This is a genomic window from Bradyrhizobium sp. LA2.1 (assembly GCF_040547725.1).
GTDB classification, from domain to species: domain Bacteria; phylum Pseudomonadota; class Alphaproteobacteria; order Rhizobiales; family Xanthobacteraceae; genus Bradyrhizobium; species Bradyrhizobium barranii.
The window spans coordinates 424,602-446,134 of sequence record NZ_JBEPQI010000003.1; the positions used below are offsets into that span (position 1 = coordinate 424,602).

The 21,533-nt window shown below is 64.2% G+C and carries 18 protein-coding genes; 10 read left to right on the plus strand and 8 right to left on the minus strand.

Going from position 1 to position 21,533, the window contains the following annotated elements:
- Nucleotides 1-182 precede the first annotated feature (182 nt).
- The 4 genes from ABIB95_RS07445 to gspD all read right to left on the minus strand — a co-directional run bounded on the left by ABIB95_RS07445 (nucleotide 183) and on the right by gspD (nucleotide 5,468).
- A complete protein-coding gene (locus ABIB95_RS07445; RefSeq protein WP_354238385.1) occupies nucleotides 183-1,568 on the minus strand; it encodes a hypothetical protein in 1,386 nt (461 codons plus the stop codon).
- 247 nt (nucleotides 1,569-1,815) lie between these two features.
- Nucleotides 1,816-2,463 (minus strand): transglutaminase-like cysteine peptidase, encoded by a 648-nt coding sequence (locus tag ABIB95_RS07450; RefSeq protein WP_354238386.1) that lies wholly within the window; start codon nucleotides 2,461-2,463, stop codon nucleotides 1,816-1,818.
- A gap of 202 nt (nucleotides 2,464-2,665) precedes the next feature.
- Nucleotides 2,666-3,163 (minus strand): tetratricopeptide repeat protein, encoded by a 498-nt coding sequence (locus tag ABIB95_RS07455; protein WP_354238387.1) that lies wholly within the window; start codon nucleotides 3,161-3,163, stop codon nucleotides 2,666-2,668.
- A gap of 31 nt (nucleotides 3,164-3,194) precedes the next feature.
- Complete coding sequence (gspD, locus tag ABIB95_RS07460; RefSeq protein ID WP_354238388.1) at nucleotides 3,195-5,468, minus strand: type II secretion system secretin GspD; 2,274 nt, start codon at nucleotides 5,466-5,468, stop codon at nucleotides 3,195-3,197.
- Between the two features lie 396 nt (nucleotides 5,469-5,864).
- On the opposite strand from gspD, the gene ABIB95_RS07465 reads away from it, so the two are divergent.
- The 9 genes from ABIB95_RS07465 to gspM are packed head-to-tail and all read left to right on the plus strand — an operon-like array spanning nucleotide 5,865 to nucleotide 13,340.
- Nucleotides 5,865-7,550, plus strand: coding sequence for a GspE/PulE family protein (locus ABIB95_RS07465; protein WP_502917801.1), 1,686 nt, complete (start codon nucleotides 5,865-5,867; stop codon nucleotides 7,548-7,550).
- A 4-nt stretch (nucleotides 7,551-7,554) separates the two neighbouring features.
- Nucleotides 7,555-8,772: a type II secretion system F family protein gene (locus ABIB95_RS07470; protein ID WP_085402754.1), complete on the plus strand. Its 1,218-nt coding sequence runs from the start codon at nucleotides 7,555-7,557 to the stop codon at nucleotides 8,770-8,772.
- Nucleotides 8,773-8,788: 16 nt separating this feature from the next.
- Nucleotides 8,789-9,259 carry a type II secretion system major pseudopilin GspG gene (gene gspG / locus ABIB95_RS07475; RefSeq protein ID WP_354238389.1) on the plus strand — a complete coding sequence of 157 codons (471 nt, stop codon included), beginning with the start codon at nucleotides 8,789-8,791 and terminating at the stop codon, nucleotides 9,257-9,259.
- Entirely contained in the window at nucleotides 9,216-9,710 is a 495-nt protein-coding gene (locus ABIB95_RS07480; RefSeq protein ID WP_354238390.1) for a prepilin-type N-terminal cleavage/methylation domain-containing protein, read from the plus strand. The genes gspG and ABIB95_RS07480 overlap by 44 nt, the downstream gene beginning before the upstream one ends.
- Nucleotides 9,688-10,092 (plus strand): prepilin-type N-terminal cleavage/methylation domain-containing protein, encoded by a 405-nt coding sequence (locus tag ABIB95_RS07485; protein WP_354238391.1) that lies wholly within the window; start codon nucleotides 9,688-9,690, stop codon nucleotides 10,090-10,092. The genes ABIB95_RS07480 and ABIB95_RS07485 overlap by 23 nt, the downstream gene beginning before the upstream one ends.
- Nucleotides 10,092-10,775: a PulJ/GspJ family protein gene (locus ABIB95_RS07490; protein WP_259258379.1), complete on the plus strand. Its 684-nt coding sequence runs from the start codon at nucleotides 10,092-10,094 to the stop codon at nucleotides 10,773-10,775. The genes ABIB95_RS07485 and ABIB95_RS07490 overlap by 1 nt, the downstream gene beginning before the upstream one ends.
- Entirely contained in the window at nucleotides 10,772-11,719 is a 948-nt protein-coding gene (locus tag ABIB95_RS07495; RefSeq protein ID WP_354238392.1) for a type II secretion system minor pseudopilin, read from the plus strand. Before ABIB95_RS07490 ends, ABIB95_RS07495 begins: the two co-directional genes overlap by 4 nt.
- Nucleotides 11,716-12,786 carry a PilN domain-containing protein gene (locus ABIB95_RS07500; protein ID WP_354238393.1) on the plus strand — a complete coding sequence of 357 codons (1,071 nt, stop codon included), beginning with the start codon at nucleotides 11,716-11,718 and terminating at the stop codon, nucleotides 12,784-12,786. Before ABIB95_RS07495 ends, ABIB95_RS07500 begins: the two co-directional genes overlap by 4 nt.
- A complete protein-coding gene (gspM, locus tag ABIB95_RS07505) occupies nucleotides 12,783-13,340 on the plus strand; it encodes a type II secretion system protein GspM (protein ID WP_071915597.1) in 558 nt (185 codons plus the stop codon). The genes ABIB95_RS07500 and gspM overlap by 4 nt, the downstream gene beginning before the upstream one ends.
- Nucleotides 13,341-13,396: 56 nt before the next feature.
- Here the strand turns inward: gspM and ABIB95_RS07510 are convergent, their stop codons facing one another.
- Nucleotides 13,397-14,659 (minus strand): O-antigen ligase family protein, encoded by a 1,263-nt coding sequence (locus ABIB95_RS07510; RefSeq protein WP_354238394.1) that lies wholly within the window; start codon nucleotides 14,657-14,659, stop codon nucleotides 13,397-13,399.
- Nucleotides 14,656-17,187: a tetratricopeptide repeat protein gene (locus ABIB95_RS07515; protein WP_354238395.1), complete on the minus strand. Its 2,532-nt coding sequence runs from the start codon at nucleotides 17,185-17,187 to the stop codon at nucleotides 14,656-14,658. Before ABIB95_RS07515 ends, ABIB95_RS07510 begins: the two co-directional genes overlap by 4 nt.
- A gap of 248 nt (nucleotides 17,188-17,435) precedes the next feature.
- Here ABIB95_RS07515 and ABIB95_RS07520 point away from each other — a divergent pair, with 248 nt between their 5' ends.
- Nucleotides 17,436-18,782 carry an oligosaccharide flippase family protein gene (locus tag ABIB95_RS07520; RefSeq protein ID WP_354238396.1) on the plus strand — a complete coding sequence of 449 codons (1,347 nt, stop codon included), beginning with the start codon at nucleotides 17,436-17,438 and terminating at the stop codon, nucleotides 18,780-18,782.
- Between the two features lie 46 nt (nucleotides 18,783-18,828).
- Here ABIB95_RS07520 and ABIB95_RS07525 read toward each other — a convergent pair whose 3' ends face one another.
- Both ABIB95_RS07525 and ABIB95_RS07530 read right to left on the minus strand, forming a co-directional pair.
- On the minus strand, nucleotides 18,829-20,067 hold the full coding sequence (locus ABIB95_RS07525; protein ID WP_354238398.1) for an acyltransferase family protein: 1,239 nt from the start codon (nucleotides 20,065-20,067) through the stop codon (nucleotides 18,829-18,831).
- 25 nt (nucleotides 20,068-20,092) lie between these two features.
- Entirely contained in the window at nucleotides 20,093-21,478 is a 1,386-nt protein-coding gene (locus ABIB95_RS07530; RefSeq protein WP_247308492.1) for a glycosyltransferase WbuB, read from the minus strand.
- Nucleotides 21,479-21,533 lie beyond the last annotated feature (55 nt).

Sequence of the window (21,533 nt, forward strand, 5' to 3'; positions counted from 1 at the left end):
CGGCCCGCGTTGTGGATGAACGTGCTCGCGCGCTGCCCCTCGATGGCGCGCGACCTGTTGCGTCTGAGATTTGATGAGCGAAGCGTGGCGAGGCTTGCGCCGATGGCCTTGGCCGGAGCAGGGCGGCGACAGCCGAGGAAGCTGTACCGGGACCTGTCCCGGTACAGCAATGTCGTCTCAGGTCAGCTCTGGGCGTGAACGAGCGAGGCGCCCTCGGGATCGGAGCCCTGCTGCGTGATCGCGCCTTCGCCTGCATCCGGGACCAGGCTCGCCGAGAACTGCGAGAGCAGTGACAGCGACACGGACGTGCCGCCATGGCCGTCGGAGGCGACGTTCAACGCGGTGCCGGCCTCGACGCCTGCGAACTGATAGGCGAGGGAGCCGTTGCTGGTGGTCAGCGTGAGCGTCGCGCCATCGAATTCGTACGAGGTCACAGCGAGGTTGCGGAAGTCGATGACGTCGCCGACCTCGAAATTCGAGATCGTGCCGGTCAGGCCGGAGGCGTCCTCGAGATAGAGCGTCGAAGCCGTGCCTGCGAAATCGACGCCGTTCTGGACGCCGCCGGCATAGACGTATTCGGCGCCGCCGGCGAGATGCGTGTTGCTCGCCGTGCCCGCGACATCGAACTCACCACTGTTGACGGTCGCGTTCGAGGCGGTGCCCGCCACGAAGACGAAGCCGCCGTTGACCGTCGTGGAGGCCGCCGAACCGCCAACGTCCACATATTGCAGGCCGCCGGCGTTGACCATCGTTCCCGTCGCCGAAGCGCCGGAGCCGACATATTCGCTGCCGCCGGACAGAACCACAGTGTCGGTCGAACTGCCGGTGCCGAGAACCTGAAGGCCGCCGCTGACCTGGCTGCCCTGCACGCTGCCGCTGTTGACCTGCTGGAAGCCGCCGGCCTGGACCGTCGTCGTGATCGCGGTGCCGTCCAGCACGATGTGCTGAATGCCGCCGCTGTTGACGGTGGTGTTGTTGGTCGTGCCGGCGACTTCCTGGACGCCGCCGCCGAACACGACGGTGTCATTGCCGGTGCCGAGCACGAATTGATAGCCGCCGTTGTTGATCGCGGTGCCGTTGGCGGTGCCGTCCTCGCCGACATATTGCAGGCCGCCCGACGAGACGATCGTCCCGTTGGTGGTGCCGCCGGCCGCCACGAATTCGTTGCCGCCGTTGACGATGACCGTCGCGTAGGTCACGCCGCCGACATGCACCTGCTGGAAGCCAGCGAGCGTCGTTCCGGTGACGGTGGCGTTCATGACGTCCTGGTAACCGCCGGCGCTGATCACGACGTTACTGGCGGTGCCGCCATAGACGTGCTGGGTGCCGCCGTTGGAGATGACGACGCCGTTGGCCGTGCCGTAATTGTACTGCACACCGCCGGCGATGGTCGAGTTGTTGGCGGTGCCGCCGGCCTCGATCATGATGACAGTGCCGGGGCCGACCGCGGTCGCGCCGGACACGACGCCGCCGCTGGCGACGTCGAGCGTGCCCGAGACGACGATGTAGGTCGTGGTGGTGGGGGCGGAGATCGTTGTCGTGCCGCCAAATACAACTTGAGTGGTCATTGATGCCTCAAATGAGCGCTAATGGGGATGGTCGCGATGATGATACAACTCGGAATGGGAATCATTCCGTCGCTAATGATATATTTTGTATCATAACGCGCGAACAATGTTATAGTGATGTTCAGAACAAGAAGGTGCGGCGAAACGCCGGACGTCTTGCGAGGTCATGCGGACTGTCGCGCATGACCGGCGACCGCGCGGCGCGCCGTGGCCGAGAGGCTGGTCTTCAGGGTCGCTCTACGGGGAATTAACGCTCGACGGTCAGGGCCGGCGGCCTAGGCTGCTCGGCGCCAAAGGCCACCCAGACATTCGGATCGACGGCGCTTTGCCGCGACAGGTAGCGGTATTTGGTCTCGTACCAGAACAGGATTTCCGGGGTCTGGTTGTCGAGGATCATCTCGCCGCGGTCGGAGCGGACGGTGAGTACGGCGTGACGACCTTTGGCCGGACCGGGCTCCTCGACCGTTGTGATCAGGAGCGATCCCTGCGGCCAGCCCAGCCTGGCGAGCATCTTGCGCTTGAGCAGCACGATGTCCTCGCAATCGCCGCGATCGAGCGGAAGCGTCCAGCGTTCGGCCTTGCCGTAAAGCGCGTCATCGCTGGTCCAGGCGACGCGATCATTGACGTATTTGTTGGTCTCGTAGAGCTGCTGAAGCAGTTCGGGCGTGAGCACGACGTCCCGGGCCTGATCAGCGCCGGGCCGGCAGTCCTCGGCATTCTCGGCGCAGAACTGTTGCCAGCCGGACGGTGCCTTGGTCGCGGCGCCGATCGCAGCAAACAGGGTGGGGCGGGCCAGGAAAGCATGGGCCGGCAGCGCCATCGACAGGCAGGCCGCGGCAAGGCCGGCGGCCGCCAGCGTCGTCAGTCTCTGTTTTGCGTTGCGATTTCCCGCCATGTCGTGCCCCGCCGCTCCTTGTGCAGGGGACGTTGGCAGAGACAGCTCGCGATCCGGCTAAGCTATTGCTTCAAATTGTACCGATCCGCGCGATGTCGGCTGGGACGGCGGCGGTGATGGTATGATTTCCGTTAAGACCGGCGTTACGCCGTCACATCATGATATGACGGCGTTCCCCGCAGCTTGCGGCCCGCGCCGTCGATCAGAACGGCGACTCCTCGGGCCAGCGCAGCGCGTGCCATTGGCCGGCCGCGATCTGGCCGCGGCTCATCTTCGAGGCGACCGCATTGCGCAGCTTTGCGAAGTTCTCGCGGGTTTTCCTCGGTGCATGCGCAGCCGCGAGGTTCAGCCATTTGTAGGCGGCGACGTCGTCCTGCGGCACGCCCTGGCCCTTGTCGTAGGCGAGGCCGAGTAGATATTGCGACGTGGTGTCGCCTTGCTCGGCGGCCAGCCTGTACCAGTAGCCGGCGGCGTCATAGGCCTGCGGCAGGCCTTGTCCCGTCGCGTACATGAAGCCGACCATCCCTTGCGCGCGGGCATTGCCGCGCTCGGCCTGCGGCAACAGCAGACGGGCAGCGGTATTGTAGTCGCCGCGGTTGAAGGCGCCGGTTCCGGCGCCGAGGGAATCTGCGTGGGCGATGCTTGTCGAGGCAAGTCCCAGCACGATGGCGGCAATCAAGAGTCTGCTGGACCTAGTCATGTGAACCGCTCCTCGGGCAATTTGTACTGGCTCAGCGGTAGGTCGTCGGCGCGGGCTTCGGCCCGATCGCGTTGATCGTACCGCGCAGCTTGGTGCGCAGCTCCTCGGCGACGAAATGAGCATCGGCGCCGTCGCGGATGATCTGCGGCCGGATGAAGATGATGAGCTCGGTGCGCTTGACCTGCTTGTCCGTCTGCCCGAACACGGCTTCGCCGAGGCCGGGAATCTGGTCGAGGCCCGGAATGCCCGCGCGGCTCTTGGTCTGGGTGTCGCTGATCAGGCCCGCCAGCAGGACCGTCTGTCCGCTGGCGACCGCGACCGAGCTGCGCACCTTGCGGGTCGACACCGTCGGCGTCAGCGAATTGGTCGACGTCGAGGACGACCCTGACGACGAGTTGCTGACCGGATTGGAGATCTCCTGCTCGACATCGAGCCTGACATTGCCGTTGGCATTGATCCGCGGCACCACGCGCAGGATGATGCCGGTGCTGCGGTAGTCGGTCGTGTTGGCGATGGTGTTGTTGCCGGTCAGCACGGTTGCGCTTCCGGTCTGGATCGGGATCTCGTCGCCGACCTGGAGGGTCGCGACCTGGTTATCGATCACGACCACGGACGGGTTCGACAGCACCTTGACGTCGGTGATCGCATGCAGCGCGTTGAGCACGGCGCGCGGCGTCTGCGCGGAGCCGACCAGGAAGTTGAAGCCGGGGATGGCGCGCTGGAGCACGACATCGGCTGCCGCCGCGGCGACCGACGTTGCGCCGTTAAAGCCCACCGAGCCGGTGTTGGGCTTCAGGCCGACATCGCGGCTCATGATGTAGGACTGGATACCGTACTGGAGATCGTCGGTCAGCGTCACCTCGGCGATGGTGGCGTCGATGGCGACCTGGAGCTGCGGCTGGTCGATCTCCTTGATGGTCTGCTCGATGATCCGGTACTGTTCCTGGCTCGCATAGATCAACAGCGTGTTATTGACGCTGTCGGCAGTGATGCGGACACCGTCGAGAACGTTGCCGGGACCTGCGCCGCCGCGGCCTGAATTCTGTCCTGTGGCGGAGTTGTCGAACAGGCTGCCGCCGCCTTGCGAAGCGGATGATGAACCGTAGGCGGCCTGATTGCCGGTAGACGCGTCGGAAGCACCCGAGCTTGCCGCGCGTCCGCCTGAATTCGAGCCAAAGCCGCTGCTCGACTGATTGGGGGAGGCCGACAGGCGACTGAGCGCAGAGCCGCCGCTCGAGCTCGAGGCGAGGCCGGATCCTGGTGCGACCTGTCCGCCGGGGCTGTCGAGCTGAGAGGCGGACGAGCCGGAAGAGCTGCTCGAACCGAAGACGTCGTTGAGCACCCGCGCGATCTGCCGGGCGTCGCCGAACTTCACGCGGTAGACGTGGACCGCGGAGCGGCCTGTATTGGTGGTGTCGAGGCGGCGGATCCAGGTCTCGACACGGTTCAACAGCTCCGGCTTCCGCGTCACCGCGAGCACCGCGTTCATCCGGGCGATCGACTGGAATTTGATCACGTTCTGCGTCATGCCGCCCTCGCCGGAATCGACGATTTTTTCGAGCTCGGCGATGATCGGTCCCGGATTGCTGTTCTGCACCGGGAAGATGCCGACCGATTGTCCCTTCAAGAAGTCCGCATCGAAGCTCAGCACGAGATCGACCGCGTTGCGGCGCTCGCTGCCGGAGCCCTGGATCAGGATCAGGTTGCGGCTGGTGTCGGCGCGGATCATGCCCTGCTTGGTGGCAAAACTGTCGACCAGCTTGATGACGGTCTGTGCCGAGACATATTGCAGCGGCACGATCGTTATGCCGTAGCCCGGTGTCATGCGATCGGAGGCGTCCGCACCGCCGACGCCGACCGCGTCGCCCTGCGGCATCAACCGGTAGCCGGTATCGTCGCGCACCAGCGCGACGCCGCCGATCCGCAGCGCGTTTTCGAGCGCGAAGACGACGTCGGATTTGGGGATCGGCCGGCCCGAGGAGAGGCTGATATTGCCCTGGACGCGCGGATCGATGACGTAGCCGACGCCGAGGATGTCGCCGAGCACGATCTTGGCGACAGATGCGACCGGCGAATTGTCGAAATTGAGCTCGAACCGGTCGGTGCTGACCGCCGCTTGCTGCGACGAGGTGGCGGTTGGCGCATCGTCGCTGGCAACCGCCGCGTAGATCGCGGTCTTGGCGCGGGGGCCGGTCGAGAGTTCGCGCTGCGGCAACTGGTTCGGATAGCGCGGCAACAGGTCAACCGAGCGGACCTTGTCGAAGACATCCGGATCCTTGGTGTCGGCATCGGCGATGCCGCTCACCGTGTTGCACGATCCGAGCAATACGCAGATGGCAGCGCATTGGACAACCAAGCCGATCCGGAATGTTGCTCGGCTCACTGGACTGCCTCACTCACGCGCCGCCCGCTGTTGTTCCCGTCGAGGCGGGGCGGGCCGAATGCGGCTTGCTTAACCCTCTCGTATGACAGTCGTGTGTTACGAATTCTGTTAGCCTTGCGCCCGTCGCGCGAGCTTGTTGTGAGAATGTGATGCGACGGAAAATTGCGCAGGGACATCAAGGACGTTCTGTTCGATCATGTTGTGACTGGCCGGGGACGATATTGCGATCGATCATGCCGTCACATTTCCAATCGGAAAACTAAGGTAAACGGCCCGCTCGCCGCTCTGCGGCCGTCAGAGTGACTACGGTAGACGTTCATGGCCTCCCCGAATGCGCACGAGTTCGTCGCTCGTTTCAGCCAGAAGGTTGGCCTGAAGCCGGACGCGGACAAGCTCGGCAGGCTGAATGGGTCCCGCCCTGCCGAAGGCGGTCTGCGTAAGCTGTGGGAAATGAGTGAATTGTCGGCGAGCGAATTCGCCGACGAGGTGTCGCTGTTCTTCGAGCTTCCGCGCGTCACGCTTCAGGAGATGATGGCGACGGAATCCCGCGCGCAGCAGTTTTCGCGCCGGTTCCTGCGCGAAATGGCGGTGTTCCCGTGTCAGCCCGCCGGCGGATCGCCAGTGCTTGTGCTGGCCGACCCCACGGACCGGGCCTCGATACAGGCGGCTGCAATCGTGCTTGGCACGGCGCCGACCATCAAGGTTGCCTCGTTCGAGGACATCGCCACCGTGCTCGACCAGCGTCTCGGCGAGGAGGAGAGCGCGAGCGCCGAGACCGCCGTCAATGCCACGGCGCAGGATGACGACATCGACAATCTGCGCGACCTTGCCAGCGGCGCGCCGGTCGTTCGCGCCGTCAACGACATGTTCGAGACCGCCGTCGAGCTGCGCGCCAGCGATATCCATATCGAGCCCGGCCGCACCTCGCTGGTGATACGGATGCGCGTCGACGGGCTGTTGCGCAATGTCGCGACACCGAACGGCGTGCCCCCGGCGGCGGTGATCTCGCGCATCAAGATCCTGGCGGGACTGAACATCGCCGAGCGCCGGTTGCCGCAGGACGGCGGCGCGCGGGTGCGGGCGGCGCGCTCGGAGATCGACGTGCGCGTCGCGATCATGCCGACGCAGCATGGCGAGTCCGCCGTCATCCGCCTGCTGCCGCGGGACCGCGCTTTGCTGTCGATCGACAAGCTCGGCTTCCTGCCCGGCGACCAGGGCAAATTGCGGCGCATGCTGGCGCTTCCGCACGGCATGATCATCGTCACCGGCCCGACCGGCAGCGGCAAGACCACGACGCTCGCGACGGTGCTGTCGCTGCTCAACGAGCCGACCCGAAAGATCCTGACCATCGAGGATCCCGTCGAATACGAGATCCCCGGCATCTCCCAGTCGCAGGCCAAGCCCTCGATCGGTCTGACCTTCGCCACCGCGCTGCGCTCCTTCGTGCGCCAGGACCCCGACGTCATCATGGTCGGCGAAGTCCGCGACTCCGAGACCGCTCATGTCGCGATCCACGCAGCGCTCACCGGCCATCTCGTGCTGACCACGCTGCACACCGAGACGGCGGCGGCCGCCGTGCCGCGCCTTCTCGATCTCGGCGTCGAGGCGTTCCTGCTGCGCTCGACCTTGCGCGCGGTGATCGCGCAGCGCCTGGTCCGCCAGCTCTGTGACCGCTGCAAGAGCAGCCGGCCGCTGACCCATGCCGACGTCGAGGCCGATCCGCGCTACACGGCGGTCGGTCTGTCCGTCGGCAATGTCATCTTCGAACCCGTCGGCTGCGAGCGCTGCGGCAATGTCGGCTATCGCGGCCGTATCGGCGTGTTCGAGGTGCTCGAGATGAACGAGGAAGTCCGCGCGCTGGTCGAGGAGAAGTCCGACTGGGAATCCATCGACAAGGTCGCCATCCGCAACGGCATGACGACCATGATCGAGGATGGCCTCGCCAAATGCCTGTCGGGCATGACCTCGGCGGCGGAGATCCTGCGCGTGACCACCGTGCGGTGACGAGATGCCGAATTTTCGCTATCGCGCGCTGACGCAGAAGGGAGAGGTGGTCTCCGGCTCGATCACGGCGGCCAACCTCGCCGAAGTGTCCCAGCGCATCGAATATCTCGGCCTGGTCGCGATCGATGCCGGGCCCGAGGAGGAAGCCAAGGGTTGGTCGCTCTCTCTGGCGTCGTTGACGTTGTCGAAGCCGGGGCCCGCGGATGTCACGATCTTCACGCGCGACCTTGCTCTGCTCCTGAAGGCCGGTGCCCGGCTGAATGATGCGCTCGAACTGCTCGCAGGCGACATGGACGTCAGCCGGCTGCGTCCGGTCGTCAATACCATCAAGACCGCGATCATGTCCGGCGAGAGCTTTGCCGAAGCGCTTGCGCGCGAGCCGACGCTGTTTCCGCCCATGTATGTCGCCCTGGTCAGAGTCGGCGAGATGTCGGGCACGCTGGACCACATTCTGGAGACGATCGGGACCGAGCGCACGCGCGCGGAGGCTCTGCGCCGCAAGGTGACCGGCGCCCTGCAATATCCTGCCTTCGTGCTGCTCGCGGCCGGTGGCGTGCTGATCTTCTTCGTCACGTTCGTGCTTCCGCAGTTTTCGGCGGTGTTGCGCGACTTCAACGCCAAGACCGATCCCGTCATCGAGGTGTTCCTGACGCTGTCGGACATCCTGCGCGGTCACGGCTTCGAGGTCGGCGCCGTGGTTGCCATCGCCGTCATCGGCGGCTGGCTGGCGTGGCGCAGGCCATCGGTCCGCGCCAGCATCGTGACGCAGATCGCGCGGCTGCCTGTCATCTCGACCGTGGTCGAATTCCACCGCGCCGCGCTGTTCTCGCGCAATCTCGGTATTCTGCTCGGCAGCGGCGTGACGCTGACGGCGACGCTTCGCATCCTGATCGACATCATGAATGCGACCGGCAACGTGCAGGCCTGGGCGGCGATGGCCGACCGCGTGCGCCATGGCGGCAGGCTCGCCGAGGCGCTGGCTGCTTCGGCCGTGCTGCCGCCCGTCGCGGTGCGGATGCTGCGGCTTGGCGAGGAGACCGGACAGTTGCCGACGCTGTCGGGCCGCGTCGCGGAGTTCTACGAGGAAAAGCTGCAGCGGCAGCTCGATCGCGTCGTCGCCATCATCGGGCCTGCCGCGATCATCCTCATCAGCGTCGTGGTCGGGGGCCTGATCGTGTCGGTCATGACGGCGCTGTTGTCAGTGACGCAAGTTGTCGGTTGAGAAGGGGAGGGTTCGCATGATCCGCGTTTCCAAGAAGGGGCTGTTCCCTCCGCCGAGGCGGCGGCGCCGGCGTCGCGGCGAGGAAGGCTTTACGCTGGTGGAGATGCTGGTCGTCATCACCATCATCGGCATGATCATGGCGCTGGTCGGCCCGCGGGTGCTGAACTATCTCAGCGAATCCCGCGTCAAGGCGGCCAAGATACAGATCCAGAGTTTCAGCAGCGCGCTCGACCTGTTCTACCTCGACGCCGGCCGCTTCCCGACCGGCTCGGAAGGACTGGGCGCCCTCGCTCATGCCGTGAGCGGCGTGGCGTCCTGGAATGGCCCGTATTTGAAGGGCGGCAACGTTCCCAACGACCCATGGGGCAATCCTTATGTCTACAAGCAGCCGGCGGAACGCGCGCCCTACGAAATTCGCTCGCTCGGCTCCGACGGGCAGGAGGGTGGAACGGGAACGTCGGCCGATCTCGTCTCCGGAGCGAACTGATACGGGCGAGGCCGGCTTCACGCTGCTCGAAATGGTCTGCGTGCTGGCCATCGTCGCGATGCTCGCGGCCGTGCTGCTGCCGCGCTTTCCGTCGCAGACCTCGCGGCCGCGGCTCGAGGCTTATGCGATCGAGGTTGCGGCCCTGCTCAAGGCCGACCGCAACGCCGCGCTGTCGCGCTACGGCGCCGTCAGCGCCGTTGTGGACGCGCGGGCACGTACCGTGAGGTCGGGGTCGGGTCCCTGGATCATCCAGGTGCCGCAGGACGTGGTGTTCGACGCGCTGCTGCCGCAACGCTGCAACGGCCGGCCGGCGTTCTCGACCATCAGTTTTTTTGCCAGCGGCATGTCGTGCGGCGGCACGATCCGCCTGACACGTCTCGGCAACGCCGTCGAGGTGCGCGTGAACTGGCTGACGGGAGGCGTGGACATTGTCGCGCAAGAAGTCCTCTAGCCGCCGGCGCGAAGCCGGCTTCACCATGATCGAGGCCGTCGTGGCGCTCGCGCTGGTGACGATCGTGCTCGCTGCGATCGGAACGTTGGTCGCGACCAATTCGCGCGGCGCCTGGAAGCTCGAGCAGCATGCCGCCCTCGTCAATGCGGCGCGCGTGGTGGTGTCCACCTTGCCGCGCGCCGGAGCGCCGATGCTTGATGATCTGCGCGGACGGGTCGCCGGCCACCGCTGGCAGATGCGCATGACGCCATTCCTCGACGATGTGCCTGTCGTGCCGGAGTCGCGGTTCGTTCCGCAGCGCGTCGAATTGCGTGTGCAGGCTCCGGGCGGGGCGATGGTGTCGTTCGAAACCATCCGCTTGCAGAGCAGGGGCGGAAGCTGATGACCGACGCCCGGCAATGGCGCGCCGAAGACGGCTTCACGCTGTTCGAAGCCCTGGTTGCGCTGGCACTGATGGGCCTGATCATGGGCGCTCTGGCCTCGGTCACCGGGCAATGGCTGCCGAGCTGGAATCGCGGCATCATCCGCGCCCAGCGCAACGAGCAGGTCGCGGTCGCTCTCGACCGGCTCACGGCCGATCTGGCGGCGGCCGACTACGTGACGCGGTCGGACAATCTGCCGCTGTTTCGCGGCGGAGAGCAGGCCGTGATGTTCGTTCGCTCCGTGCTCGGCCCGAATGGTCGGCCGGGCCTGGAGATCGTGCGAATCTCCGAGATCAACGACCGAAACGGTCCGGCACTGGTGCGCATGCGTGCGCCGTTCGTGCTGCTGAAGGCGGGAGATCCCAGGGCAGACCAGATTCCGTTCGTCGATCCCGTCGTGCTGCTGCGGCTGCCATATCGCATCAGCTTCGCCTATGCCGGTCTTGACGGCAAATGGGGCGGCCGCTGGCTCAACTCCGGCGAACTGCCGATGTCGGTCCGCTTCGACATCAGGGACGTCGAGCGCGGAACCGTGATTTCGAGCGCCGCGCGGATCCATGTCGAGACAGGCGCGCCGCGGCCGGATCCGTCGACCGAGCAGGAGGCGACGCAGACGCAATCCGGTAACGGGCCGACGCAATGACCGGTCCGTCCGCTCGACTGAGACGCAAGCTTGCTGCGCAGGACGGGTTCATCGTCGTCGCCACCTTGTGGCTGCTTGCGGGACTGGCCGCGCTTGCGACCGTCGCTTCGGTCTACATCGCGCAATCGGCCAATGCGCTCTCGGCGCTGGACGCGGCGACGCAATGGGAGATGCTGGGTTCGGCGGGTGTCGAGCTCGCCGCCTACCAATTGTCGGCGCCTGCGACGATGCGGCGTCCGACCCATGGCGGCTTCGGCTTCCGCCTGGCCGATGCCTCCGTGCGCGTCGAGTACATGTCGGAATCGGCACGGATCAATCTCAACATGGCGCCGCGTGCGATGATCGCGGGACTGTTCAGGGCGCTCGGCGCGCCGGCGGAAGCAGCCGACGAATATGCCGCGCGTGTCGTCGCCTGGCGGCGCACGCCGAGACCGGACGGGCGGGATACGGAGCCGGCGGCCTATGCTGCGGCGGACCTCGCTTACGTGCCGCGGCAAGCGCCATTCGCCAGCGCCGATGAGCTGTGGCTGGTGCTCGGCCTGCCGGTCGAGCTGATCGAGCGTGCGATGCCTTTCGTGACGGTCTACAGCGGTATGGCGGAGGTCAACGTGCTCGATGCCGCGCCGGAGGTGATCGCGGCATTGCCGGACATGACGACGGCCAGGCTCGACGCCTTCCTCAATCAGCGCGCGGACCTGCCGCCCGACAATCCAGAGTTCGTCATCGGCGCGCTCGGCGGGCGGCAGCCGGGCGCCACGATATCGGCGAGCGACGCCTATCGGGTGCGCATACGGATCACGCTGCGGGACGGCCGGCAACGAACGCCCGAGGCGGTGATCCGGATTCCGGGACCGGGCGAGAAGGAGGCCTTCCGCGTACTGGCATGGACCGACGAGGTTGATCCGGATCGAGGAGGGCGGCCAAGGCCGCGGGAGAGCCGATGAGTATTCCCAGTCAAATCGCAGCCGCGCTGTCGCTGTGGATCGACAGCGTTGCGCGCACGGTGAGCGCGCGGCTCGAACGAACGCGCGGTGCGCGGCAGATCGCGATCAGCGAGGACGAGGAGGGCGCCCTGACGCTGCGCCTTGCCTCGACGACGAGCAAGGATGCCGATCTGCCGCCCGGTCGCATCAACGTCGTCGATGGCGTGATCAGCGAACCGCTGTCGGGCGAATGGTCCGCGGCGATGAAGGGTGCGATGGTCGACCTCGCGCTTCAACCATCGCGCTTCGTATTTCGTCCGCTGGAGTTGCCGGGACGTGCAGTCGAGTTTCTCGACGGAATCATCCGTGCCCAGATCGATCGGCTGACACCCTGGAGCTCGGCGGAAGCGGTGTTTCACTGGACGCCGCCGCAGGCGATCGCCGACGACCAGGTCGAGTTGACGGTGGTGGCGACGGCGCGCACGGCGGTGACGTCGTTGTCGCAAGCTCTCCTCGATGCAGGCGCGGCCGCCGTCGAGATATCGACCTCGGCGCCCGGGATGGAGCGGGTCGCCGTCTATCATCAGCGCGTCGGCGGGCAAAGCGGCTCGAGCCGGCTCCGGTTTGCGCTGATCGTAGTTCTCGCGACGACCGGCGTGCTGGCGATGCTGTCGGTCGGGCTCGGCGGGATCGCCACCGATTCCTACGATGCCGAGCTGCAGCAGACCCAGCGCCGGATCGCCGAGCGCCGCGCGCTCGCGCGCGGCGGGCAGGGCGGCCAGGGCAGCTCGCCGCTCGAAATCCTGGCGCGCCGCAAGCAGACGATGCCGTCGGCCGTGATGGTGCTGGAAGAGCTGTCCGGCCTCTTGCCCGACCACACCTACGCGACCGAGCTGAGGATCGAGGGCGACAAGCTCGAGATCACGGGTCTGACCAGCGACGCCCCGTCGCTGATCCAGATCCTGGAGCAGTCGCCACATTTCGCCAGCGCAGGCTTCTTCGCACCGACGACGCGCGCCGCCAACGAGGCGGGCGAGCGCTTCCACATCGAGACCAGGATCAAGCCGCAATTCGGGCCGGGCACATGATCAGCATGCAGAAGTTCGAAGGATATCTCACGCGCTTACCGGTCGCCGCGGTCGCGGCCTATGTGGCGCTGGTGGTGCTGTTCGCGTTCACGACAGTGCAGACCGTGATCGAGATCCTGGGGAGCCGCGATGCTGCGGCGTCAGCCGCGGAGATCCTTCAGACGCTCGAGGCCCGGCGTGCTACGCCGCCGCCCGCCGTCCGGGCCGATATCAGCGTTCCCACGGGCTCGGCGTTCCTCGAAGGACAGACGGCCTCGGTCGCAAGCGCCGTGCTGCTCCAGCGGGTGCTCGCGGCGACCAAGCGGGTGAACGGCAACACACTGTCGTCACAGGTCGATGTCCAGGGACCGCTCGCCAAATCCGGCTTCGTCTCGGCGACGTTCAACATCGAGCTCGCTTCCGCATCTCTTCAGCCGCTCCTCTATGACCTGGAGGCCGGCATGCCCTTTCTGTTCATCGATGGTCTGGTCGTCCAGACCGCCTCGGGAAGCGCCGACAACAGCAAGTTGCGCCTGGTCCTCGGCATCTCGGCGCAGCGACAGAACGCGAAGTGAACGAAGCGACCGCGGGTGGAGGCGAAATCAGCTTGCGATCGTTGCGCGGTCTGCGCTCACGCAATTGCTGCGCGACCGGATACCGGCTTCATTTCAGGTTTGAACAGCAGCAACAGGAGCGAGACCCCGAACGCGTCGCCGAGACTGAACAACTGGGGTTGGAAGAAGGCCCCAAACGCCAGGGCGACCAATCCGCCCAAGCGGGCACAGGCAAAGCGGCGTTGCTGCCGATCCTTCCCCGTTGATCGCACTGCTTCGGCGCGTGCAGCGGCAATGACGCAACCGACAAAGAGGATTATCAATCCGCCCCCGACGATTCCGAATTCCACCAGCGTCTTCAGGTAGCCATTGTGCCCTGCCTCAAAGGCTGATGCGCGCTTGAATCCGATGCCGAGCGGATGATCCATGATCGTCGCCAGGGCCGCGTACCAGTATTCATCCCTTCCTGTGAATCCTGAAGACAGATCTCGACTTGAATCGTCAAGCGCGAGAAAGGTGGCAATCTGCGGCCAAAGGAATATGCACAACAGCAACGCAACGATCGCCGCGGCAACCTTCCACGGGCGCAGGGAATTGAAGGTCAAGTCATGCACGACAAGCGCGGAAATGCAGCCGATCAAGGCGTACCGCGAGCTGACGAGAGCGGCCATCGAGAAGCACAGGATTCTGACGACGATACCCGTTTTCCCAGCGTGAAACTGCGACAGAATGAAGCCTGCGAGTAACGGTGCGGAAAAGAGATTTGGTTGAATACCCCCGACATTGCGGCCTTGCGGTAATCCCAGGACGGCCAGCGCGGAGATGCCGAACAGACAAAATATGATGGATGCCACCTTCATGCAGGTTTCGATGCCGTCCGGTGGCAGCGTCCATACGACAGACAGCATCAAAGCAGTCAGCATGAGCAGAATGGTGTAAAAAACGCCAACGAACGTCGCCGCCTCGTCATCGTGCAATTGTAGGACAACAGACAGGTAGATGATGCCAATGATCGCGACCTGGGCGAGGCTCAATCGCCCCAGGCTGGCGAACGCCCGCGAAGCGTGCATCAAGGACACCGTCGTGATGAACAGCGCGATTCCGGTAATCTGTCCGATCAGAACCGTGCCGCCCAGGGCAAACGAAGTTGGAACGTCCGCGAAGTCCGGGTTCAGGTCAATCATGGGGAAGGAAAGGAGGCCGCACCACGCCCAGAAAGACCCGATAACTGCAATCGTTGAAGGGCTGCGAGCGCGGAAAATTGCGGCAGCACCAGCGGTCAATCGGTGCTTGCCCGGGTTGGTCGTCGATCGATCGACGAAAGATGCTGGCAGGTTCAAGGAAATCGTCCCTCTTGCGGGTGCGCTTGCCAGACGGTGGTTCCCAGCACCCGGACGTGGTCCGGTGGCAATCCCGCCATGTGCCGCTCCATCATGGCGGCGTATGCCGTCTCCAGATCACGCGTGTACTGCTTCGTGTCGTACAAAGGTGTCGTCAGTCGATCGCGGGCCAGCTTCGCTCTCAGCGCCGCGAGCCTGGCGGGATCGTTCGCCAGTTCGATCGCCAATTGTTCGTAGGCCGCCGGCGTCGTCGTGATCAGTTCGGGCAGGCGGATCGCATTGAGCAAGCTCGCCCCGACACGCGCCGCGAATGTTTCGCCGAGGCAGGTCACGACCGGAAGTCCGGTCCAGAGCGCATCGCTGGCGGTCGTATGAGCGCCGTACGGAACTGTATCGAGGAAAAGGTCCGCGCAACGATGCCGCGCTAGGTGCGCGGAGGTGGGGAGCCGTTGGGCGAAAACCAGACGACGCGGCGCCACGCCCCTTGCCTGCGCCTCTCGACGCAAATTGTCCGCAGCCGTTGGATTGTCCTCGAACAGCCACAACACGCTGTTCTCCACCGCGGCGAGAATCCGCATCCAGGATGAGAAAACGTCGGGCGTGATCTTGTAGTTGTCGTTGAAGCAGCAGAAGACGAAAGCGTTATCCGGAAGGCCGTGCTCGGCGCGGACAGGCATCAGATCCGCAATTGCACGGTCGCGATCGTTTGCCTGATAGCTTTCGGGAAGCCAGGCGATTTTCTCCACGTAGCAATCGTAATCGTGCTCGGGAATCACGTTTCGGTCTGCGACGATGTAGTCGATGAAGCCTGCACCGATGGTGCCGGGAAAGCCGAGATAGTTGACCTGGATCGGGGCGGGACGCATGGCCAAGATGCCGGTGCGCGCGTCCTGGGTATATCCTTTCAAATCGACGAGGATGTCGACTTCCAGAGCCCTGACAAGCTCGGCGATTTGAGTGTCACTTTGCGGTTTGGCGTCGATAAAGCGCTCGAACGCGGCTTCGATCCGTCGGCGCATGTCCGAGCCGTCGTTTGGGCCGACCGAGATGGCGGTGATTTCAAAGCGCGTCCTGTCGTGATGTTCGAAGACGCCCGCCATCAGTTGCGAGGTCGCGTGCTGATGAAAATCCGCCGAGAGATAGCCGATGCGGATGCGGTCGTGAGTGTAGCGCTCGCCGCGCCAGACCGGCGAACTCTGGAGACGAAAGTTGTTCTCGGCCCACGTGCGCGCGCATTGAAGCTGCTCGGCCGATGTGGACGGAATCGCGACGAACATGAACGGTGAGACGAGCTTCCCGCTTCGGACCGATGACCTGACCGAGGCACAACCACTCGCGAAATCCGTCCAATCGCATTGATGCAACTTGACGCGCAAACAGGCGGCGGCCACGGCGGACTGATCCGGATTGAGGTCGAGAGCCCTGTTCCAGGCGACTAAGGCGTCGTCGTAACGTTTCTCGAGGTAGGCGACCTGACCCTTCGCCAGCCAGGCGCTCACCAGGCCGGGATTCAGGACTGTGGCGCGGTCGAGAGCCGCCGCCGCATCGTGGTGACGGCCAAGGGACAGCAACACAGTCCCGCGCCCGAGCCAGGCCTCGGCGAAAGCGGCATCCGCAGCGATGGCGCGATCGAACGCGACCTCCGCATCGCGCTGACGGCCTGATCGAAGGAGAATATTGCCGTGTCCGGACCAGGCCGACGCGAGGTACGGCCCGATGGTGAGCGCACGGTCGTACGCTGCCGCAGCGTCCTCGAGGCGACCGAGATCGAGGAGTGCGTTGCCGCGGCTAGCCCATGCTTCGGGGAGGTCGGGTTGCAGCTTCAATGTGTGGTCCGCGGCAGCCAGAGCTTCGTCGCGCCGGCCCAGCTGGATCAGGGCGTAGCAGCGGCCGAGTGCCGCTGCCGCAAGATCAGGCCGCAGCGTGAGGGCGTTGTCATAGGCCGAGAGCGCGTCGTTGTAACGGCAGGTCGCGAAGTGGATCGTTCCCTTATCGAGATGCGCCTCCGCGAACTGTGGGTTCAACTGCAATGCCTGGTCATACGAAGCGAGTGCCGGTTCATATTGGCGCGACTTCGCCAGCGCCGAACCCAGCATGAAGTGGGCCGGAAAATGCCGGGGGTGATGGATCAACAGGCGTGTCAGATGTTCGATGGCTTCCGAATGGCGGCTCAGTGCCAACAGCCCAGCTGCGCTTCCATGCAAAAGTCCCAGGCTGGTCGGCGCGAATTGTAGTCCGTGCTGGCACAGCCGGACCAACTCGTCATGCTCGCCGGCCCGGTGGAGCACGGCCGCGTAATTCTCAATGAACTCCACGTTGACCGGCTTTGACTGCAACGACCGTGTCATCAGCAGTTTTGCGCGATCAATATTTCCCGCCGCTGCCTCGGCCACGCCCAGGAAATGCACGGCGTGAAGATTATTGGGATTGGCATCGATGATGCGTCGATACAGTTTGGCGGCGGCGGCGATGTCCCCCTTGTCATGCAAGGACAGCGCCCGATCCAATATCCGTCGCTCGTCACGCATCGCTCGAACCGCACATTGCCTCAAAGGCCCGATGGCCGGGACGAACTCCCGCTCTGCTTGACCCGACCCCACTCCTTACGTTCCGAATTGCACAAGACTGTGACATCGGCGGCTGTAGCGGCGAGCTATGCGATGATCCGCGAGCTGTCGTCGGACCGGTTATGTGAGGTATCAATTCGTGTAACATTGGTCTACATCGGCGCTGCCAGCCGTAGGTTCAGGTCACGACGCCCGCCCCGGAAAACATCATGCTTGAAACAAGTGTCGCGAGCTCCAACGCCTCGGATGGAACGCGGAGCCCTGCGGCGTCTCGATACCGGCTTGCACAAATGCGCGCCGCCGGGTGGGTGAGAGCCGTCCATGGCCAATGGAGGCAGATTGCCAACATCGGGCTGCTGGTCGCCGGGTTCGGCCTCGGTCAAGGGGCGATATTCATTGTCCAGACCGTACTCGTAGCCGCAGGCGAGTACGAGCTTCTCGCAGCATTCGGCACGCATTATTCCTTTGCCATTCTGGGCATCGTCCTCGTTGATGCCGGTGCGAGTACGACACTCGCCCGGGCAGTCGCCCGCTTGCCGAGCGGTCGAGAGGCAAGCGGCGAGGTATGGCGGATATTCTGCGAGACGAGCGCGATAAGGATCACGGTGGCCTTGATCGTCGGTGTCGCTGCAGCCCTGTATGTCTGGCGACTCTCGTCTGACGAGTTTTCGCGATGGTACGTCGCCCTTGCGCTCCCCGGATTGCTGCTGTGGGCCGTCAACGGGGTTGGTCTGCTCGACGGCCTGAGACTCAGTGGCATCAGCGGAATCACGGGATCGGTGGCTTACCTGGTCACCGCCGCCGGCCTCGCCTTGGCGGCCCACAAGTCGGCTGCCGCAGCAGGCGCGATACTGGGCGGCGCCTTTTCCATAGGCTATCTCGTGACGTTGATCGCGCAATGGACGACGCTGGCGCGCAAGGGCTGGTACCCGCGATTTCACAGGGTGACACGTGCGGGCCTGACAAGGGCACTGACGGACGGCTGTGCCCTGTCGTTCCAGATCTTGCCGGGGCAGGTCAACATGCGCGTTCAGTTGGTATTGAGCACGGTCTATCTCGGCGCCGAGACGACCGCCCTTTTCGTGTACGCCAAGCAGATCGTGACGGCATCGACCCAGATCGTGGGGTTCGTGCTGAGGGTGGAATTCCCAAGCCTCGTCGAGAAACTGTCGGCAGCCGGAAAGCAGAGCCTCGGCAATATGCTCGGGGCGCAGAGAATGGCGCTCTATTGCGCGGCGACGTTTGCAGTCGGGGTTACCGTCGTCGCCGGCATCGCTGCGCAGGTGCCGGATTTTGGCTTGCACCGGGCTGCGATTGTCATCGCCGGCTTCGCGCCGACGATATTCACGATGTCGCTGTTGCTGATGATGATGCAGGCCTTGGCTGCGACAGGCGCGTATGGTCTCGCCGCCGGGGCTCTGGCGATCGGCTCGGCGGCGGGAATGCTGGTCAGTTACTTGCTGGTTTCGATGCTTGGTGTCTATGCTTTCGTGGCGGGAGAGGTCGTATTGAATCTCCTTGGGCTCTATGTCGGATATCGCTATCTGCGCCGGTGAGGGACGAGCCGGGACGGCCGAGCCTCGATCTTGTAGTCCTGTGATATCAGCTCACGTCGGCCGGTTTCGGCACCATCGCTATGGGGGGAGCGGAGACTGGCTTGGCTGCGGGCCCCCATGGTAACCGGAATGACAAAGGCCTCAGGAAATTTTCGGCAGCAGCGACGATAACCCTCTTCTTCGCCAGGACCTTCGATTCGACGAGATGCCAGGACAGCGCCGCGAACGCCAAGCTGAGGACGTAGGCCATGGCAAAGCTGAGGAGCCAGTTCTTGTTCTCCGGAAAGAGGTAGACGAGGAGCTGCTGCACCGGCAGCCCATACAGGTACACTCCGTAGGAGTAGTCGCCCGTCCGATTGACAAACGTCTCTCGGAAGTTGGAAAGCCCGACGAAGACGGTGGCGTAGGCGATCGGGATCATCGCCAGATATTGCAACGCTCCGCCCCAGAGCAGGGCGTAGGAAAGCACGACCGACAGAGCGAACAGGTCAGCTCGCAGCGGAACCTTGTCCTTGAGCTCGAACAAGGACACGCCGATCAAGAACGCGAGGACGAGAGTCTCGATCTGCACTCTCCCGTCGCCTGCAGACCAGTCCGCCGGCGCATGAATTCCCAGTGCCTGCATTCCCAGCAAGCAGATGAACGTCGCCACGGTGACGAGCGGAACGGTCCGGCGCAGGTGTGCGAGCTGCAGGACGAGCACGGTAGCGAGGATTGCGTAGCAGTACATCTCCGCCGGAATGGTCCAGAGCTGCAGATTCACGACACGCGGCACAGGGTTGTTAAGAAAGACACCAGGCAGATAATATTGGATATCGCCGATGATATTGAGAGGATATGCCCGAAACAGGGGATCACTGAAATACGCGGCCAAGGTGAAGCTGGTCACGAGCGGACCGAGCACCAGCATTGCGAGAAGCGACTCGACACAAAGCGCCGGGATAATACGCAGCACTCTCAGCAACAGAAAGCCGATTGTCGTCTTTGAACGATGCAGACTTCCTGAAACAAGGAATCCGCTAAGGGCGAAGAAAGCCGGCACCACTGCCCAGAGAATTGGCTGGTAGATCGGGGGCTGCGCCACGGAAAACATGCCGACGCGGACCGTCGAGTCAACCAGCGACTTGAAGGTCTGGACATCTGCGCCCAGCGTAAACGTCTTGCTATGGATGAAGAGGACGGCCGTAGAGAGAAGTATCCTGAGGTAGTCGAAGCCTGTTGAATGACCCTCAACGGACTCCATCCGAGCGGAGATGCTTTCTCCCTTGGGCAGCGCGGAAGCCATCAGTACTGATCCCCGTCCAGTCTTGCTAATGCTCAGAGCCGACGCCCCTGGCGCGCGGACGCAAGGGCTCTCTTGAGGGCGGCCACCCTGACGTCTCTGGCCGGCGGCGGCTGCCCGTCGTGACATGTTCGATCGAGCGAACCGGCGTCGCCAATGGCGCGGTGCGCGGAGCAGGTGTGGCGGTCCGTTGCGGAAGGGACATGAATTCGTGTTCGAGCGAACGGATGATCGAGATGCGATCCCATTTCTGTTCAGCGCGTGCGCGCGCGACGGCACCGAGGCGATCCCGCAGTGCCTCGTCTTTGGCCAGCGTCGTGACAGCCGCGGCAAGCGCGCCAGCGTCGCCCGGAGCGATGACGAGGCCGGCACCTTCGACCTCCGACGCAATGCCCGTACCAGGCTCGGTCATCGCGATGAGCGGTCGGCCAGATGCGAGCATGCCGGCCAGCTTGGACGGCAGAACCAGGTCGGATATCTCGGCCTTCTGCGGCAAGAGCTGAATGTCGGCGGTGCTGAGCAACTCCGAGACCCGATCGAGCGGCTGGAGATCAAGGAAGCGGACGTTGTGCAGACCGGCAGCCATTTGCACCAATGCCGGTTTGACTGGGCCATTTCCGCAGAGAACGAACTTTACCGAGGGCTGGCTGTCCTTCAATGCTGTGGCGGCTTCGATGATCAGCTCCAGTCCCTGCTTGTTCGACATGGCTCCCGAGTAGAGCGCCACGATATCGGTCGGCGCCAGCTGCAGCTCCGAGCGGAGCTGCGTTTGATTGCTTCCCGGCACGACGATGCTGGTATCGATCCAGTTCCGGAACTCACGCAATCTGGCAGGCACGATGCCCTTGTGCTCGAGGCGGCGTACCATCTGTATCGAGATGGTCGAAACACGGTCGAATGAACGCAGTATCCACCGTTCGACCGTACGCATCAGCTTGCGCGTGACGCCGCTGCGGAGCAGCCCGACCTCGAACGCTGCGTCGACTTCGAGGTCCTGAACATGAACCCAGGAGGATGCGCCGGTCATCCTGGCGGCCAATGCCGCCATGGGTGCGGAAAGCAGGGATGGTGCCACCACGAAGACGATATCGGGACGCCACCAGAGCGCGCTCGACAGAACGGGGACGGCTGCCGAAAGCATGAAGGAGGTGTGGTGAAGCAGTCGCTTGAGACCCGAGGGCCGGCTTGGCACGTAGATCGGCGCCCGAATGACGTCCACATCGTTCAGACGTTGATGGCGATACCATCTCGAACGATATCCCGGTGGGATGCTCCAGTCGGGGTAATAGGGCGGGGCCGTGACGACGCGAACCTCGTGTCCCCAACTGGCGAGACTCTCGCAGAATTCGGTGTTGTATTTCGCCACGCCGATCAGATCGGGAGCATAATTTATCCCTATCACCAACACCCGCATGACCGTCCTCATTTTCGGTCCAAGCGAAAGGCTTCGACCGGCCGCGACAAATCCC

Coding starts and splice junctions, on each gene's coding strand:
- ABIB95_RS07495 (WP_354238392.1), top strand. CDS start 10,772: ATGACCGGTCCGTCCGCTCGACTGAGACGCAAGCTTGCTGCGCAGGAC.
- ABIB95_RS07465 (WP_502917801.1), top strand. CDS start 5,865: ATGGCCTCCCCGAATGCGCACGAGTTCGTCGCTCGTTTCAGCCAGAAG.
- ABIB95_RS07530 (WP_247308492.1), bottom strand. CDS start 21,478: ATGCGGGTGTTGGTGATAGGGATAAATTATGCTCCCGATCTGATCGGC.
- ABIB95_RS07470 (WP_085402754.1), top strand. CDS start 7,555: ATGCCGAATTTTCGCTATCGCGCGCTGACGCAGAAGGGAGAGGTGGTC.
- ABIB95_RS07455 (WP_354238387.1), bottom strand. CDS start 3,163: ATGACTAGGTCCAGCAGACTCTTGATTGCCGCCATCGTGCTGGGACTT.
- ABIB95_RS07490 (WP_259258379.1), top strand. CDS start 10,092: ATGACCGACGCCCGGCAATGGCGCGCCGAAGACGGCTTCACGCTGTTC.
- ABIB95_RS07500 (WP_354238393.1), top strand. CDS start 11,716: ATGAGTATTCCCAGTCAAATCGCAGCCGCGCTGTCGCTGTGGATCGAC.
- gspG (WP_354238389.1), top strand. CDS start 8,789: ATGATCCGCGTTTCCAAGAAGGGGCTGTTCCCTCCGCCGAGGCGGCGG.
- gspM (WP_071915597.1), top strand. CDS start 12,783: ATGATCAGCATGCAGAAGTTCGAAGGATATCTCACGCGCTTACCGGTC.
- ABIB95_RS07525 (WP_354238398.1), bottom strand. CDS start 20,067: ATGGCTTCCGCGCTGCCCAAGGGAGAAAGCATCTCCGCTCGGATGGAG.
- ABIB95_RS07515 (WP_354238395.1), bottom strand. CDS start 17,187: ATGCGTGACGAGCGACGGATATTGGATCGGGCGCTGTCCTTGCATGAC.
- ABIB95_RS07445 (WP_354238385.1), bottom strand. CDS start 1,568: ATGACCACTCAAGTTGTATTTGGCGGCACGACAACGATCTCCGCCCCC.
- ABIB95_RS07450 (WP_354238386.1), bottom strand. CDS start 2,463: ATGGCGGGAAATCGCAACGCAAAACAGAGACTGACGACGCTGGCGGCC.
- ABIB95_RS07520 (WP_354238396.1), top strand. CDS start 17,436: ATGCTTGAAACAAGTGTCGCGAGCTCCAACGCCTCGGATGGAACGCGG.